This is a genomic window from Alicyclobacillus pomorum DSM 14955 (genome assembly GCF_000472905.1).
GTDB lineage: Bacteria > Bacillota > Bacilli > Alicyclobacillales > Alicyclobacillaceae > Alicyclobacillus_A > Alicyclobacillus_A pomorum.
Genome location: NZ_AXAR01000009.1, coordinates 1 through 16,344, shown reverse-complemented (window position 1 = coordinate 16,344; position 16,344 = coordinate 1). Strand labels below are relative to the sequence as shown.

General features: G+C 51.5%; 14 protein-coding genes and 3 pseudogenes. 4 read left to right on the top strand and 13 right to left on the bottom strand.

What is annotated here, in order from left to right; genetic code table 11:
- Positions 1-68: 68 nt before the first annotated feature.
- Positions 69-1,445: a sugar phosphate nucleotidyltransferase gene (locus YWK_RS0110425; RefSeq protein WP_026964746.1), complete on the bottom strand. Its 1,377-nt coding sequence runs from the start codon at positions 1,443-1,445 to the stop codon at positions 69-71.
- Positions 1,446-1,556: 111 nt separating this feature from the next.
- On the opposite strand from YWK_RS0110425, the gene YWK_RS19400 reads away from it, so the two are divergent.
- Positions 1,557-2,690 carry a glycosyltransferase gene (locus tag YWK_RS19400; protein WP_051375469.1) on the top strand — a complete coding sequence of 378 codons (1,134 nt, stop codon included), beginning with the start codon at positions 1,557-1,559 and terminating at the stop codon, positions 2,688-2,690.
- 58 nt (positions 2,691-2,748) lie between these two features.
- Entirely contained in the window at positions 2,749-4,002 is a 1,254-nt protein-coding gene (locus YWK_RS19395; protein WP_051375468.1) for a glycosyltransferase family 39 protein, read from the top strand.
- Between the two features lie 94 nt (positions 4,003-4,096).
- Here YWK_RS19395 and YWK_RS0110410 read toward each other — a convergent pair whose 3' ends face one another.
- Positions 4,097-4,456 (bottom strand): hypothetical protein, encoded by a 360-nt coding sequence (locus YWK_RS0110410; RefSeq protein ID WP_026964745.1) that lies wholly within the window; start codon positions 4,454-4,456, stop codon positions 4,097-4,099.
- A 648-nt stretch (positions 4,457-5,104) separates the two neighbouring features.
- On the opposite strand from YWK_RS0110410, the gene YWK_RS19390 reads away from it, so the two are divergent.
- Together YWK_RS19390 and YWK_RS19385 are read left to right on the top strand one after the other, a co-directional pair.
- Positions 5,105-5,578 carry a DinB family protein gene (locus YWK_RS19390; protein WP_035466688.1) on the top strand — a complete coding sequence of 158 codons (474 nt, stop codon included), beginning with the start codon at positions 5,105-5,107 and terminating at the stop codon, positions 5,576-5,578.
- A 312-nt stretch (positions 5,579-5,890) separates the two neighbouring features.
- Complete coding sequence (locus YWK_RS19385; RefSeq protein ID WP_035466687.1) at positions 5,891-8,296, top strand: bifunctional YncE family protein/alkaline phosphatase family protein; 2,406 nt, start codon at positions 5,891-5,893, stop codon at positions 8,294-8,296.
- A 130-nt stretch (positions 8,297-8,426) separates the two neighbouring features.
- On the opposite strand, the pseudogene YWK_RS22490 reads toward YWK_RS19385, so the two are convergent.
- The 11 genes and pseudogenes from YWK_RS22490 to YWK_RS0110350 all read right to left on the bottom strand — a co-directional run.
- Positions 8,427-8,549: pseudogene (locus YWK_RS22490) on the bottom strand (IS256 family transposase); the annotation flags it as partial.
- 8 nt (positions 8,550-8,557) lie between these two features.
- On the bottom strand, positions 8,558-9,451 hold the full coding sequence (locus YWK_RS0110390; protein WP_211231396.1) for a stalk domain-containing protein: 894 nt from the start codon (positions 9,449-9,451) through the stop codon (positions 8,558-8,560).
- Complete coding sequence (locus YWK_RS19380) at positions 9,438-10,547, bottom strand: DUF4855 domain-containing protein (protein ID WP_051375467.1); 1,110 nt, start codon at positions 10,545-10,547, stop codon at positions 9,438-9,440. The genes YWK_RS0110390 and YWK_RS19380 overlap by 14 nt, the downstream gene beginning before the upstream one ends.
- Positions 10,548-10,868 carry a hypothetical protein gene (locus tag YWK_RS21020; RefSeq protein WP_051375466.1) on the bottom strand — a complete coding sequence of 107 codons (321 nt, stop codon included), beginning with the start codon at positions 10,866-10,868 and terminating at the stop codon, positions 10,548-10,550.
- Between the two features lie 296 nt (positions 10,869-11,164).
- Positions 11,165-11,335: pseudogene (locus tag YWK_RS21485) on the bottom strand (DapH/DapD/GlmU-related protein); the annotation flags it as partial.
- A gap of 67 nt (positions 11,336-11,402) precedes the next feature.
- Positions 11,403-12,125: pseudogene (locus YWK_RS21015) on the bottom strand (IS3 family transposase); the annotation flags it as partial.
- A gap of 648 nt (positions 12,126-12,773) precedes the next feature.
- On the bottom strand, positions 12,774-13,319 hold the full coding sequence (gene rfbC / locus YWK_RS0110370; protein WP_026964742.1) for a dTDP-4-dehydrorhamnose 3,5-epimerase: 546 nt from the start codon (positions 13,317-13,319) through the stop codon (positions 12,774-12,776).
- Between the two features lie 25 nt (positions 13,320-13,344).
- Positions 13,345-14,190: a dTDP-4-dehydrorhamnose reductase gene (gene rfbD, locus YWK_RS0110365; RefSeq protein ID WP_026964741.1), complete on the bottom strand. Its 846-nt coding sequence runs from the start codon at positions 14,188-14,190 to the stop codon at positions 13,345-13,347.
- A complete protein-coding gene (gene rfbB, locus YWK_RS0110360; protein WP_026964740.1) occupies positions 14,187-15,209 on the bottom strand; it encodes a dTDP-glucose 4,6-dehydratase in 1,023 nt (340 codons plus the stop codon). The genes rfbD and rfbB overlap by 4 nt, the downstream gene beginning before the upstream one ends.
- 31 nt (positions 15,210-15,240) lie before the next feature.
- Positions 15,241-15,996 (bottom strand): sugar phosphate nucleotidyltransferase, encoded by a 756-nt coding sequence (locus YWK_RS0110355; protein WP_026964739.1) that lies wholly within the window; start codon positions 15,994-15,996, stop codon positions 15,241-15,243.
- A gap of 130 nt (positions 15,997-16,126) precedes the next feature.
- On the bottom strand, positions 16,127-16,344 hold a 218-nt coding region (locus YWK_RS0110350; RefSeq protein ID WP_026964738.1), incomplete at its 5' end, for a transposase.

Below are 16,344 nucleotides of genomic sequence, written 5' to 3'. Positions count from 1 at the left end.
CCATGGAATGCGTTGTGTATATACACAACCTCCCCACAAGCTGTTGCGGGGAGGTGATGAACAACGTGTTACGAGATGCCGATGCCCGACCTGCAGTGCGTGCAGATGTCTTCCCAGTCCAGGTAGCGGCGGACAATGTCTTCTTCCACCAGTTCCGATCCGCGCTGCACCTCAATGAACTTCAACCGCGTGGTGGCCCGGATGGCGTGCCACTGCTCGGCGTAAATGCGGATGACGTCTCCGGGAACCACCGGCACGATGCGGTTGTCCAGTGCCAGTTCTCCCGTCCCTTCCACAATCGTCCAAATCTCGGACCGCTTGAAGTGCTTCTGGTAACTGATGTTGTGCCCAGGCAACAGCTCAATGGACTTGGTGAGCACCTCGGTGCCGTCCTCCAGCTTCTGCACGTCGAGGACGCGGTAGGAACCCCACCGGCGCTCTTCGTACATGGGTCGACCTTCGTAGTGTCCGATGACGTCCTTCAGCTTGCTGGTGCTTTTCTTGTCCGCCACCAGAATCCCGTCTGGCGTGGTGACCACCATGACGTCTTTCAACCCCATGGCGACAACGGGAATGTCCAGCTCGTTGATGATGTGGGTGTTTTCGCACGCCACTGCCTCGCCGTTGCCCGCGAACGGATCGGCCATTTCTTCGGACAACGACTCCCACGTACCTAGGTCTTTCCACGTACCGGAGTACCCTCTTGCCACAATCGAATCCGTCTGTTCCACGACTTCGTAGTCGAAGCTGCGCTTGGGCAACGCGTCAAATTGCTCCAGCAGTGCTTTGTACGTGGTCGGATACCCCTTCGCCGCGAGCACAGACTGAATGAACTCGAGCCGGAAGCAGAACACCCCGCAGTTCCACAAGGCCCCTTCCGCAATCAACCGCTCTGCCAACTCCGTGGGTGGTTTTTCCACAAAGGAGTCAACATCCATCCAGTCGCCCGTCGTTTCAGACGGCTTGACGCGAATGTACCCAAACTTGCTCGTCGGTGCTGTCGGCTGCACGCCGAGCAGCGCCAAGTCGGCCCCCGACGCCGACAAGGCGGCTTCCAATTGAACGACTTGGGAAAAATACTCGTCGTCCACAAAGTGATCCACGGGAACCACAACCACCACTTCATCCCCGGAGCATCCTACGACGTCGGACAGGTACAGCGATGCCAACGCGATGGCTGGAAACGTGTCTCTTCGGGAAGGCTCCTGAATAAAGGGAATGTCGCCAATTTGTGAAGTGATGACTTCCCACTGCGCTTTCGACGCACAAACGTAGGCATGTGGGTGCAGGTTCATATTGCCTAGTTGCCGCCACACGCGTTGCAGCATCGAGACTTTCTGGTTGTCTCCTGCAGAAAGCACTTTGAGGAATTGCTTGGATCGGCTGTCGTTCGACATCGGCCACAACCGCTTGCCAGAACCGCCGGAGAGCAAGATTAACTTCATGGCCCAGACTCCTTTCGGAACAGGGTGAGGTAGACGTTCCTTCAAGACTCCACTAGAATAGTACTGTCTGTACGGTCATGTCCACAACTATGAAAACGAGGTCTAAAATTTATGGAACTCAGTATTGTCATACCGACGTTTAATGAAAAGGAAAACGTCCAGACCATCGTAGAGCGCATTGACAGGACACTGGCGCCTGTCGGGTGCGAATACGAGATCTGGTTTATCGACGACAGCAAGGACGACACGCCGCAAACCCTGGCAGCGTTGTCGCAGAAGCACAAGCACGTTCACTACGTGCACCGGGAAAACGAACGCGGTCTGGGCACCGCGGTGGTGGAAGGATTCCGCCGCAGCAGTGGCAAGTACATCGTGGTCATGGACGCGGACCTGCAACACCCACCGGAACTGCTGTCGACCATTTTGGAGCGGCTACGCGAAGGGATTGACGTGGTCATCCCCAGTCGGTTTGTTCCAGGTGGATCCGACGGAGGTTTGAACGCCTTCCGCAAATTGGTCTCGTGGACCGCGCGCAAAATCGGACAACTTGCCATTAAACGGTTGCGATCCATCTCCGACTGCACGGGCGGCTACTTTGGCTTGCACCGCGACGTCATCAAGGATGCCAAACTGAATCCAATTGGCTGGAAAATTTTGATGGAAGTTCTCGTGAACGGTCACTACGAGACGGTTCATGAGATTCCGTACTCGTTTCAGGCCCGCGATGCCGGGGAATCGAAGATGAGTCTGCGCGAGCAGTGGAACTACTTGAAACACATCGGCACGCTGCTCTGGAACAGCCCGGAAGACCGCCGCTTTTACGTGTTCTGCATGGTCGGCGCGCTGGGTGTGGTGGTCAACCTCATCATGATGAGCGTGTGCCTGTACGTGTTTCACATCAAAACGGTGGCGTGGGCGTCTATTATTTCATCCCTCGTCGCCATGGTGCACAACTTCTTGTGGAACGACAAAGTCACCTGGGGTAAGGAGCACGCACATCCCGTCAAGTGGCGCAGAGCGCTGCAAATGCCCATGTTTGTCCTGGTCTCTAGCGTTGGCATCGCCATCACGGCGCTGGTGGCACACATCTTCCATCAGTTGCACTGGCACGCCTTGTTTGGACAATGCATCGGCATCATTGTCGCCACCGCGTGGTCGTTCACGGCCAACAATAAATTCACCTGGGCCACGCCGGCGGAGAAAAAGAAAAAAGTGAAGCGCAAAATTCGCGTCACGCATGAGTAATCCGCCGCCTGTCGCAGTCCTGCGGCAAGGACGAGATGGAAGGAGGTCCTCCTCAGGAATGGAAGTGAGTGAGCGCCCCGAGGTGTCCAAGCGGTTTTTGTTGCCACTGGTCCTTGTGAACCTCGTACTGCGCGGCCTGTGGATTGGATATATGCACCCGCCGCAAAAAGCGGATTTCGAGTGGTACTTCACGCACGCCGTGCAGTTGGCGGAACAGAACATGTACGTCTGGAACGGACATGCCACGGCCTATTGGCCGATTGGCTGGCCGTTTTTCCTGTCTTTGTTCATCCGCGTGTTTGGCCCGCACATGATGGTCGGGCTGTTTGTGAACGCCGTACTGAGCACGGTGATTGTCGTCCTCGTCTACTTACTGACACTCTACGTGTTTCAGTCGAGATTGGCGGCAGCCATTGCGTCTGTCGCCTACACCGTGCTACCAAGTCAAATTCTCTGGAACTCCATTCTCGGCTCTGAGGAACTATTCACCGTACTTTTGATGCTGTCCACATATTTGTACGTACGATCCACCAGTGTGAGTCACAAGGGATGGCTGCGACTGACCATTCTCTCCGGGTTGGCCATTGGCTTTGCCAGCGATGTGCGGCCGATTGCACTGCTCTTCCCGGTGGTTGTCCTGCTCTACGAGTGGGTTATTCAAGGTCGGCGGTGGATGGAAGGATTTTGGCGCACAGTGACGTATGGTGTGTCCATGGTCGTGGGCATCCTGCCCGTGACCATCCGGAACATCCTCTCCTTGCACCATTTTGTGCTCGTCTCCACCAACGGCGGCGTCAACCTGTGGCAAGGGACCAAGACCGACGGCGGCTACTACTGGTCCTGGCTGCCGTGGCAAAATCCGCTCCTCGCTGCGGGCAACAACGAGATCAAAGAAGACCAAATTGGCAAGCAAGTTGCCGTGCAACACATCTTAGCGCATCCGAAATCCACGCTGTACCACGGTTTCCTCAAGATTGTGAGCTTGTACAAAGACGACGTGAACAGCGTCTGGTACACGTTCCGCATCGTGAACAACGCTCTCACCCCGACGGTGAACATGATTTGCACCAGCGCGTACTGGTTGTTCATGCTGCTGGCCATTGTGGGGCTCGTGGTCTGTTTTACCCGGCGCATCGCCTGGAAACTGGCCCTCTTCCCGGTCCTGTGGATTGTCTACAACACGCTGTTGTTCCTATTCTTCCCGGCTTGGGACAGGTTCCGTTACCCGATGATGCCGATGTTCGCCATGTTTTTAGGCTTCGGCATTGCGTGGATGGTGCAGAGGCGACGAAGCAAAGGGGCAGAAGCGTGAGGACTGTGCAGGAAGCTTGAAGAATGACGCAGGACCATTGGGGATTTGAATACAACTGAGAGCCATCGGACAAGGCAGCCCGCCTCAGGGCTGCTTATTGTTTTTCCTGCTGCAATTCCATGTATGTTTCGAGGACCTCCAACCTTGCGCTTGCCTTGTCCTGGCGACGTTCCAACAACTGTACGCGGAACAATTGGCCTTCCATGCCGTCCAATCGCTCATCCACTTTTTCCTCGAAAGCGGTGAGTCTGCGGTTGGTCTCGGCCACTTGGTCTTTCAGCTCGGAAACCTGAACGGTAAGCTCTGCCACCTGTTCTCCGAGCCCTGAGACCTGATCTTTGAGCTCAGACACCTGATCTTTGAGCTCCAAGACCATCGCATGGGTGTTCGCAACGACGCGAATCAAATCTCCCATCATCTCTTGCATTTGGTCAAGCCGCCTGTCATCGCTCACTAGACATTCCTCCTTCCCGCAGATTCTCTTCGACTTTCTTCGACAAGTCCGCGTTTGAATCCTCTCCACCTACCACAACACGTCGAATTCATTTGAGGAGCCCACCGAAGCTCATGTAGAATGAACATCAGCATAGAATGGTGGGTGTGGTGGATCATGTTGAAAGACTTCAGTGCCATTTACGCAATGGTCCTTGCTTGCGTGATAGCTCTCATCATCGGTGGAAAAGTGACGCACCAGGGGTTCGTACTTGGAATTGTATCCATCGTCACTGGGCTGCTTCTCATATACCGCAGTTGGCGCGCACCGAAGCGCTCCTTGTTAGTAAACACAGTCATATTTGTTGCCATTGAACTTACAGCATGTGTGGTTGACTTTATCGGAAACGATCCAACGGAACTCTGGTTCGCTTCATTGTATGCGATATACTCAACACTTCTCATCTGTGAAATGCTTGCACAAAGGTACTTCAACAGGCATACCCGCCAATAGACGGGGGTAGAAAGGCGTATGTAGATGTCCGCGTCAGGGCTCAGCCGGACAACTGGGAGCTGCCCCACTTCTCACGCGAATTGTCTCGCCTCTTCTTTCGTATACATGGAAGGAAAATACTCTCGCTTGCATAAGTTGTGAGTCAGGAGGGCTTCCATGAATAGCGAAGGGCTTATCAATCTGTTTGCGTTTTCTCATGGCAACATTAAGTCAATTGTGCAAGAAGTAAGCTTTGACGCAGCTTTGAAAGTACCTGACGGGTTTAACAATTCGATTTTATGGAATGTCGGGCACATCTTGCTCGCGGCTGAGCAATTTCTATTTGTCATGACAGACCGAGAGTCAATCCTTCCGGAGCATTACAAGCAATTGTTCTCCCGCGGTACGAAACCGTCGGAATGGACGATGGAACCCCCATCACTTGATTCATTGCTAGAGCAGTTAGATACTCAATCAGAGCGAGTGAAGCTTACATTTTCTGAAAATACCAACGAGAAAATGCCAACTCCATTTCAATTTCCCGGCCTTCCACCACTCGAAACCGTTGGCGATGTGTTACTGCTCACGATGTATCATGAGACGATGCACACAGGACAAATCAAAGCGTTAAAACGTCTGGTCTTACTATGAATATCACATTTGCTCGCGACCCGCTTCGGCGGGTTTTTTATTTGCGTCATTCCACCGTATCCCCACCCGGTATTCGCTACGAACGTGTGATTGTTGTTATAGAACATCCTATTGGCTCGAGACCCACTGAAATCGTATCTTCCCCCATCTCGCGGTTGCCCGATTTGCGCTATGCTGTACCATTCACGGGCCCGCATTTACCTATATTTTTTGAAACGTATAACTCCATTTCATCATCACTTCACGAGATATTTACGCCCATTTTGTAGAGTGTCTACGAGGAAGGGTTAGATGCAAGGAGGGGAAATATTTATGAAAAAGTTCTCGAAAGGAAAGAAATTGATGGCTGGCATCACATTGGCAACACTTCTTGCTGGGTCTGGAACCGCGCTTGCAGGCACTTATCTATATGCCGGTCCTCAAACCAACGGAACAGGCGTCACACCGCACGGTTGGACCCTTACGCCTGCAGGTAGCCAATTACCTTTGGGAGATTTCCCAATGGGCGGTGCTCTGAGTCCCGATGGGAAGTACCTTATTGTGTCTAATGATGGACAAGGTACTGAATCTTTGCAGGTTATCGATGTACAACATCAAAAAGTCGTGCAGACCGTTCCATATATAAATGGACAGGGGTTGTACCTGGGTGTGGCTTTCAGTCCAGATGGAAAAACGTTGTACGCGTCTGCAGGCGGTAATAACAAAATCCGCGTTTACACCGTGAATGAACAGAACCCCGCCCTGTTCTTGACCGAGCAACAGCCCATCTTATTAAAAGACAAGAACAATACAGATTTTACACCGATGGGCATTTCCGTTTCTCCGGATGGAAAGTTTCTTTATGTAGCGAACAATGTGGGTAATTCCGTGTCCAAAGTTGACTTATCCACGGGACAAATCGTTGCCACCACTTCCGTTGGAAAAGACCCGTACACCGCATTTCTTAGTAAAGATGGTAGCAAGTTATACGTCAGCAACTGGGGCGAAAGCTCCGTTACCGTGTTGAATCCCAAGGATATGTCCATCGAAAAAACCATTCCGGTCGGTTTGCATCCCAATGCCATTGCAGAAAATCCGGTGACAGGCGAGATTTATATCGCCAATTCCGACAGTGATCAAATTTCCGTCGTTGATCCAAAACAACAAACGGTGGTTCAAACCATCTCCCTTGCCCCATACAAAGGAGCCGAGCCTGGGACAATACCGGATGCATTAACGGTCAGCAAGGATGGGAAAACCTTGTATGTCGCCAACGCAGGCAGTGATGATGTCGCCGTCATTGACCTTGCGAAACGAGACGTGAAAGGACTGATTCCGACCGCTTGGTATCCGACGGGTGTGTTCCTTGATGGAAACACCATCATGGTGCTGAACGCAAAAGGGCTTGGTGCGGGTCCGAATACATTCGGACAATACATCGGCAACATGATGCAAGGAACCATGTCGTTCATATCGGTTCCAGATGAAGAACAGCTGCAAAAGTACACACAACAAGTCCTGAAGAACAACACCGTGTACGGTGCGGATGGGTTTGGTTGGCTCCGAAGCATGGAGGGAGAAAAGGACTCCCCGATTCCGCGGTTTGCAAATCAACATTCTCCCATTAAACACGTCATCTACGTCATCAAAGAAAACCGGACTTACGACCAAGTGTTCGGCGATATCAGTAAAGGCAATGGCAATCCCGCTTACACACAGTTCGGGCAACTCATTACTCCAAACCTTCACAAGCTCGTAAACCAGTTTGTCCTCCTTGACAACTTCTACTGTGATGGAGAAGTGAGTGACCCTGGGCACCAGTGGGCGACCGCCGGAGAATCCAATGACTACTCGGAAAAAACATGGCTTCCAGATTACTCCGGACGCAAAGCCTATGGAGTGGATATTCCTGCGCTGAAGCCGGCAAACGGTTACTTGTGGGATGAGGCGCTCAAAGGGGGGGTTTCCTTCCGAGACTACGGCGAATACATCAATTACTGGGAGTCTCCTGTCAATGGGAAATGGACACCGGACGATCCCGCAATCGGAAACCATTACGACCCCAATTACGCGGGTTGGGATCTTTCCATCTCCGACATGACTCGTTTTAACGAATGGCAAAAGGAATTTAAACAATATGAGCAAAATGGCAATCTGCCGCAGTTTGAAATGGTGTACTTACCGAATGACCACACAGCCGGTACATCAACAGGTTATCCAACACCGCAAGCCATGGTTGCGCAAAACGACCTTGCTGTTGGAAAACTCGTTGACACCGTCAGTCACTCACAATACTGGAAAGATACCGCTATCTTCGTGGTGGAGGATGACCCTCAAGCAGGTACTGACCACGTGGATGCGCATCGGACGGAAGCCTTAGTCATCAGTCCTTACACGCAAACCGGGAAAGTGGATCATACGTTTTATGACCAGGACTCCATGATAAGGACCATGGAACTGATTTTGGGTCTGAAGCCAATGAATCAATTTGACGCATCCGCCATCCCCATGCTGAACGCATTTACGAATCAACCAAATTTCGCACCTTATGGTGCTGTGCCGGAAAGCTATCCAATCAATACGATGAACGGTCAGAATGCTCCGATGGCTGCGGTTTCAAACCAAATGAATTGGAAGTATCCTGACGCAAACAACGAGGATACACTCAACCACATCATCTGGAAAGCTACAAAGGGCAGTGCCCCCTATCCGTCGAAAGATAGCTCGGACCAACATTAGGGGTCAATTTCAAAGGGTATTTTGGAATTACCCAAGGCTTACTTTTCAAAATGAGAGCGTTAAAATACAAGGATGAACGAAGACTTCCCGTACCCTCAGTTGAGGTGTATACGGGAAGTCTTTTCACTATACGCTGGGTCACCTCCATCGTGGCCAAATACAGCATTGTTGTCAGGGACTCATCGGTTGGAAATATACTTTTGCCTTTGGTCATCTTGCGAAGCTGTCGGTGGTACCCCTCCATCAGATTCGTCGCATCAATCACTCGACGCGATCTCGCCCGGGTAACGGAAGAGGTACGTCGCCAGCGCCAAAGTGCGTGCTGGAAAACGCAGAAATCCAATGCTGGTTGACGGCCGTGGTGATGGCCGCTGCGTCCGGATTGGACAATGGAACGTCGTCGTACGCGCTTTGTGTCGGCGCGGATTTCGACACATTCAGTAGAGTGGTCAGATCTTTCACGAGCGTCTCCTTGGAAACGGCGCCTGGGATGGAGCTCGCCTGGGGATTTGTGTCCTGCGGGCCCTGCGAAGCAGGTGGAGACTGTGGCGTATCTGTCGAATTCTGCGTCATCCCCCAGTGCGTGCCGTCCCAGGACGGCGTGATGCCCATGCGCTCAAACACGCCCATGGCGTACCAGACGGGTAGGTACATGGTGGGTATGCCTGAAGCCGGGTCTGTGTAGGCGATGCCGTTGATCTTCTTGACCAACTGGTTATTGATGTAAATGGAGATATCGCCGGTTCCCACGTTTAAATTCGAGTAGTCCACGGTTGTGGAAGAGGGAAAGGTCAACTTCCACTCTTTCTTCGTACCATCCCACGAACTCGTGATGTGGATGCTGTCCAGTGCGTGCATGACGTAGTAGATGGGTAAATACGTCGTGTTGTCGTAGGAAAGCCCTGCGGCTGGGACACCACCTGGCCGTTCAACGAGACCGTCTTCGTGGTCATGGTGGGATGGAATTGGGAGGTCGTTTGTGCTGCGTACCCTGTCTGTGAAAATGCCGTCAAGGTGGTCAATGCAGCCGGAATGACCAGGGATAGGCGGAGTGCATTTCGCATTTTCATGTCCGTCTCCTTTGTTGACGTCGTTCACTGGCGATGAAGGCGTTGCACGCCCCCGTCGCAGCTGGGATTTGTTATGGATGGGCAATCATGTTATACGTGTTGTCGTACAACAGGCGTGTGTTTGGGTCACTCGAGTTGGCTGCTGTGACCAACAATTTCGATCCCGCGTACCACGCATGCGACACATTCCCCGCAAAGCCGTCCGCCACCAGTTGGTCAATGCTCTGGCTGTAGAGCGTCTGGACCTGTGAGTCTGTCGACGTGACTTCCAGCTCGAGACCCATTCCGTGCGCGGTTGCGTATTGCTCAGCGTTGCGAATGCGCCCGATATCTGCGGTGGTGCCTTGTTCGACGTAGTTCGGCTGCAACCAGGCCGCGTCAAAGTCGAGGGTCTGCCAATCTGCAATGCCGGCAGCATCATAGTACGGAATCCAAAACAGCGGCAAGTTGTTCTGGTGCGCCAACGACACCGCATCCTGAATCAGCGGCACCTCACCAGGCCGCTCTTCATTCACCGCTTCGTTCTCCCAGTAGAGCCCCGTCAGTTCGAGGTTTTGGAAATGCGCGTTGTTCCACATCGACAACAGAGTCTGCAGGTACCACTGCATCGCTTGGTGGCGGGCTTGGAGCGCGAGGGGATCGTCACTCGTACCGTTGAGGTTGATGGGATTGCCGTTCACAGATCCCCACACGCCGTCCCCATACGATGCATACGGCAGAGTGAGCACGACTTTCTCCTTGTAGCCTGGCGTAGAGAGTTCTTGATTCACCTGTCCCACCGCGGCATCCAGCGAAGACAGCTGTTGGTTCGATGCGAACAAGTCGTTGAGATAGGCCTGCCAACCAGATTGCGTATCCGCGACAGACCCGTAGGGCAAGAACAGCATAGTGTCAAACATCCGAGCCGACGGCGCAGAACCGGTCAACGACGTGTACCCGAGCATCGGTAGAAAATCCAATTGGGACCACAGCCCTAACGATCCGTGATCTCCCGTATACACGAGCAACATGTTATGTATTCCATGCGCGCGAGCATCCGATGGGCTCAGTGCACTGTGATAGGTCGGGGGATTCTGCAGAACTTCCGAACTCGGCGCTCCACCCGCACCGTTCGGCACCGTGCCGTAAATGTGCAGATGACGCGCAAAGACCCACACAGCGACCAGGAAGCGGATGCGCACTTACTGCGTGTTGATATTGTTCACCTTTACGGAGAACGTCTGGGTGCTAATGCGCTTGTCCGTGGAAAGAATCTTGGTGTGTGCCGTGCTCACCTTGGTCCACTGTCCGTTATACTTGACCTCGAAGTCTGCATGGTTAGGATAATAGACACCAGAGCCCGGGTCTTGCTCCATTTCAATCGAGATGGCCTGAATCGACTCCGTACTCGGCAGCGTCACTGTGACATCGCGCCCCATTTGGCGAAGGTAGCCCTTCCAGTTATCCACCGTGGTCAGCGCCCCACCGATGCTGGCCTCATTCTTTTGAAATGTGGCATCCACTTGACCTTGTGTCGTGGTAGAAGAAATGGTAGACTGTGGTGCGAAGTCCGTCAGTGAGCGGACAAACGCCGTCTAGTCCCGCTCCCGAGACAATTGTCGACACCCCGGCCACTAGAGAAAGTAATAACGCAGATAATGAGACCCTTTTGAGAAAAAAGCCGCTCCGAATGACGGCGTTATGATTGTGGCGACTTCGATATCTTAAGCATTCGGCTAACTGTCACCACTGCAGCTTGTGAATAACCTTCAGAGGATTTATCTTTACAGCAGATTCGGGTATTTCCGAAACCTCCGCCTTACTGTGGCATTGCACCTGTAAGTTGAATAGTCATCGTGGTTTTATCGCCCACTGCAACTGTGTATGATGGTATATCGAGCGTAACGACGGAATTAGCACCTACCACCGCTCCGTCTCCAATCGTCACGCCCTGCAATACTGTTACGGATGCACCCAGCCAACAGTCATTTTAAGGTGGACCCTTTTGTCAAAACACGCTTTTCGTAGTTTAAGTTAATATATTGATTACCGATTCTTCAGATAGCGGTGGGAGAGCGTAGTGTAGCATCCTCCTGGAAGTAAACCTCTGCTGGTGTCCGATAGCCCAGTGATTGGTGGCGGCGTCGGTAGTTGTAGTGTTGTATAAACTGGGAGATTCTTTGCCTCGCCTCTTTCGGGCTGTTGTACTCGTGTAGGTAGACTTCCTCGTACTTCAGAGTGCGCCAGAAGCGCTAAGTGATGATGTTATCCAGTGCTCGGTTTTTCCCGTCCATACTGATTCGAACCCCTGCTTCTTTTAAGAGATCCGTGTATTGTTCACTGGTGAAGTGGCTTCCTTGGTCACTGTTCCAAATCTCCGGTTTTGCTTGGCGTAGAGCGGATTGCACCGCTGTCAGCACAAATGGCATTTCAAGAGTCTGGTCGAGCTGCCAACTCACCACATATCGTGAGTACCAGTCAACGACGGCAACCAGATACATCCATCCGTGTTTGAGGCAAATGTAGGTGATGTCGATTCCCCATACATGATTCGGACAGCTCGGTCTGACATTACGCAGTAGATACGGATACACATTATGCTCCAGGTTGCGCTTGCTGAGATTCGGACCAGGACAGATGCCCTGGAGACCCATCTCTCGCATGCAACGCTGCACACGTTTGCGGTTTACATCCCAGCCCTCAACTCGCAGCTCCTGCGTGATACGTCGACTCCCGTAGACCGGATGGTCCGTATATATTTCGTCTATTCTATGTTTGAGCTATAGCAAAATGTTCCTGACCAGTGTATGTATCACAGAATCTCCGTGACGTAGACGTACACCTGATTTGCCGTCGGCGCTGTTGCCCCCATACCCAGAGCAAACCAAAGTATATTGCCGGGACCTACACGTTGGTTATGTGCCGAACTGATGAAGACTGTCTGTTTTCCCTGATTCGTTACCCGGCCGCCTCGCGTATCCATTCTCCCAGCACTTTCTTGACTAGCGAATACCGGATAACCACTAACGACAGTGCGCACTGCACCGCTGCATGCAGTCAAGGATGTGATGAGACCCTAAGTACCAATACTGTCACTGGCAATTTTGTCTGTAAGACATGGTGCTTGAATTTTGTTCGGTCCACCACTATAATTGATTTTGGATATGTTTGCCAAAAGAAGTCCCCTTAGAGGATTTTAGGGGGACTTCTTGTTTACTACATATTTAGGGACTGTTGAACGGGTCAAACATTCGCCAGCGCATTCAACGGTGCGGACCGAAGGCTCCGCGCGAGAACACGATATAAAAGAAGGCTGAGTTACTGCTCCAGGTTTATTACTAGCAGTTGCATTTGGATAACCGTCACGTGCGTCGTCTGAAGAAGCGCCCGAATAAGACCAAACCCGTTGAGACGCTTGCCTTTGCCTACTATTCAAACACCTCAGCGCTGTTCAATATAGGATGGGCCTGATCCTTAGCTGACAACACAGGATTCGAAGTAGGCCAAGGAATCGCCAGAGCAAGGTCATTCCATAGAATCCCTCTGTCGTGTTCGGGTGAGTAGTACTCGTCTACTTTGTACGCCACAATTGTGTTTGGTACCAAGGTGCAGAAGCCATGCGCGAATCCTTTTGGAATCAGAAGCTGCCTGTGATTGTCCGCGGTGAGAATGACCCCGACCCATTGACCAAACGTCGGAGAACTTTTTCGGATGTCCACAGCAACATCATAAATGGCACCTTGTACCACACGGACTAGCTTTGTTTGAGCCTTCGGGGCCAGCTGATAATGCAGTCCGCGAATCGTTCCTGTTTGCGCCGACAACGATTGATTATCCTGAACGAACTCGTAGTCGAGACCCGCTTCATCCATTCGGGCCCGATTGTACGTTTCTGTAAAATATCCTCGGTGGTCTCCGTGCACGACTGGCTCAACAAGAACCACACCCTCAAGGTCTGTTTTGATGACCTTCATGTATATCCCTCGTTTCATTCGTCAATTAAACTTCATTCAATTCCTGTAAAAACGCCTTCAATGCGTCACGCCAAGGGCGGAACTCCGTCAAGCCGTTGATCCGAATGGACATGTGGTCCATCACGGAATACGCCGGCCTTGGCGCCGGGCGCGGAAATTCCTCCGTTGTGCATGGATGAAGGTCGGCATCCATCCCGGCTTCTTCGAAGATGGCTTTCGCAAACTCGTACCAAGAGCACGAACCTATATTGGATGCGTGATAAATCCCAAACTTTTCGGTGTGAATGAGTTCCGCGATAAAGTCCGCCAGGTCGACCGTATATGTCGGCGAACCCACCTGGTCATCAACGACCGTCAGGCGTTTGCCTTCTCTCCCTAACTTCAGCATCGTCTTCACAAAGTTCCCACCAAACGCACCGTACAACCATGACGTTCTGACGATAAAATACCGCGTGGAAAACGATGTTACGAGTTCTTCCCCCGCGCGCTTCGATTTGCCGTAAACGCCTTGGGGATTGGTCAGATCATACTCTCGATACGGCGTCCGCCCGTTACCGTCAAATACATAGTCCGTGCTGATATAGCAGTATTTGGCTCCGATTCTTTCAGACGCCATTGCCAAATTTCTAGCTCCAAACGCATTGACGGCATAAGCTTGATCAACTTCTGTTTCCGCACGATCAACTGCCGTATACGCTGCGGCGTTGATCACGAAATCTGGCCGTACATCGTGAATAACCTGAATGGCTTGCTCGAGGTTCGTGACATCGAGTTCCCCACGCCCAAAGCCGTAGACATCATGAATGGGTGAAAGTCTTCGCACCAGATCCTGCCCAAGTTGCCCGTTTGCGCCAGCGATTACAATCCTCATACGGTCGACCCCAATCGCTCTCCGTATTGGCGTTCATAATATTCCTTGTAAGCTCCAGTTCGGATCCTATTTACCCACTCTTGATGCTCGACATACCAGTGGATGGTCTCGACGATTCCCTTATCAAACGTATACTGTGGCTTCCAACCAAGCTCCCTCTTGATCTTAGAAGCGTCAATCGCATAACGACGGTCGTGACCTAAGCGGTCCTTCACGAACTGTATGAGCGACTCTGGCTTGCCGAGTTCCCGTACAATCGTTTTTACAATCTCAATATTAGTACGCTCATTGTTTCCACCGATGTTGTAGACTTCACCGTCTACGCCTTTATGAATGACCAAGTCAATGGCCGCGCAGTGGTCCTCGACGTGCAACCAATCACGAATGTTCATCCCGTCACCATACACTGGGAGAGGCTTATCCTCCAGTGCATTACTAATCATCAGGGGAATCAGCTTCTCAGGGAACTGATAGGGTCCATAGTTATTGGAGCAACGCGTAATGTTTACGGGAAGTCTATATGTCTCATGATAGGCCCGGACAAGTAGATCAGCGCTTGCTTTACTAGCAGAGTATGGACTGTTTGGCGCTAACGGCGTCTCCTCAGTGAAGAAGCCGGTTGGTCCCAGTGAGCCATATACCTCATCCGTAGACACTTGGACAAATTTCTGTACCTTGAACTCGCGGGCTGCCTCGAGTAATTGTTGCGTCCCAAGAATGTTTGTCCGAGTAAATGCAAACGGGTCCAGGATACTGCGGTCCACATGCGACTCGGCGGCAAAGTTGACGACAACATCGACTCCGCTCTCCATGATGTTCCGTACAATGGACACATCCCCGATGTCGCCTTTGACGAACCTGTACTTGGACTTCCGCTCGATATCTCGTAAGTTTTCCAAGTTGCCTGCGTAGGTTAAAGCATCGAGATTCACCACATAATAGTCAGGATACTTGTGGAGAATGTATCTCACAAAGTTACTGCCGATAAAACCAGCGCCACCAGTAATCAGGAGTTTCATAAATCAACCTCATTATCTTTGGGATTAAGTCTCACTGCGGTAGATGTTGTTTTAGGACGCCAAACATCTCACCAAAATACAAATCCTTTGCAAGTTCATTGGCCTTCGCGTATGACAAGTGCGTGCCAGCGTCCGTCCACCATCCCGACAAGATATCGTAGGTTAGTTGACCAGCTTCGAGATAGGCGTTATTCACGTCGGTAATCTCGAGTTCACCTCGGTGAGACGGCCGCAATGTTTTAATAATATCGAAGACTCTATGATCATACATGTATATGCCTGTTACAGCATATGAACTTTTTGGTGCAGATGGCTTTTCCTCAATAGAAATAATACGGCCATCTCTCAGTTCGGGAACACCATACCGCTGTGGATCTGGTACTTCCTTGATGAGGATCTTAGCACCGTGTCCTTGTTGTTTAAATTTATCCACGTATGAACCAATATCATCGCTGAAAACATTGTCTCCAAGGATGACGGTCATCAAGTCGTCACCCACAAAACCCTCAGCCAGGCCTAATGCCTGTGCAATTCCACCTGCTTCGTCTTGTACACGGAATGTGAATTCACCACCGAATTCCCGGCCGCTTCCAAGTAAATTCACGACAGCTCCCATGTGTTCCTTACCAGTCACAATGAGAATGTCACGGATCCCTGCCTTCAAGAGCTTAAAAATTGCGTGGTAAATCATGGGGTATCGACCTACAGGAAGAAGATGCTTATTAGTTATTTTTGTTAAAGGATATAGACGAGAACCCGTTCCCCCAGCCAGGATTATACCTTTCATGTTTTTCCTCCCTTATTAATTTAGTCCTTTTACTTTCCGGACTAAATCTCTCCTACACTGAAAAGTAATTGAACACACATGAAATGATCAAGTCCATATTTGTGTGTACTTTCCCTCTTCGGTAGTGCGCTCAAGCGAGTTGCTTAACGACGGAAGCCTTGGACGCACGCCACACCCAGTACTCCTGCATGTCTAGGTAGCGGTGTCCCGTCGCCCACTTTTCATCCATCTCCATCAGTAAAGCTCCCAACAGACGCAACACCGACGCACGGTTTGGGAAGATGCGAATGACGCGCTCCCGGCGTCGAATCTCCTCATTGAGTCGCTCCACACTATTGGTTGTCCGGA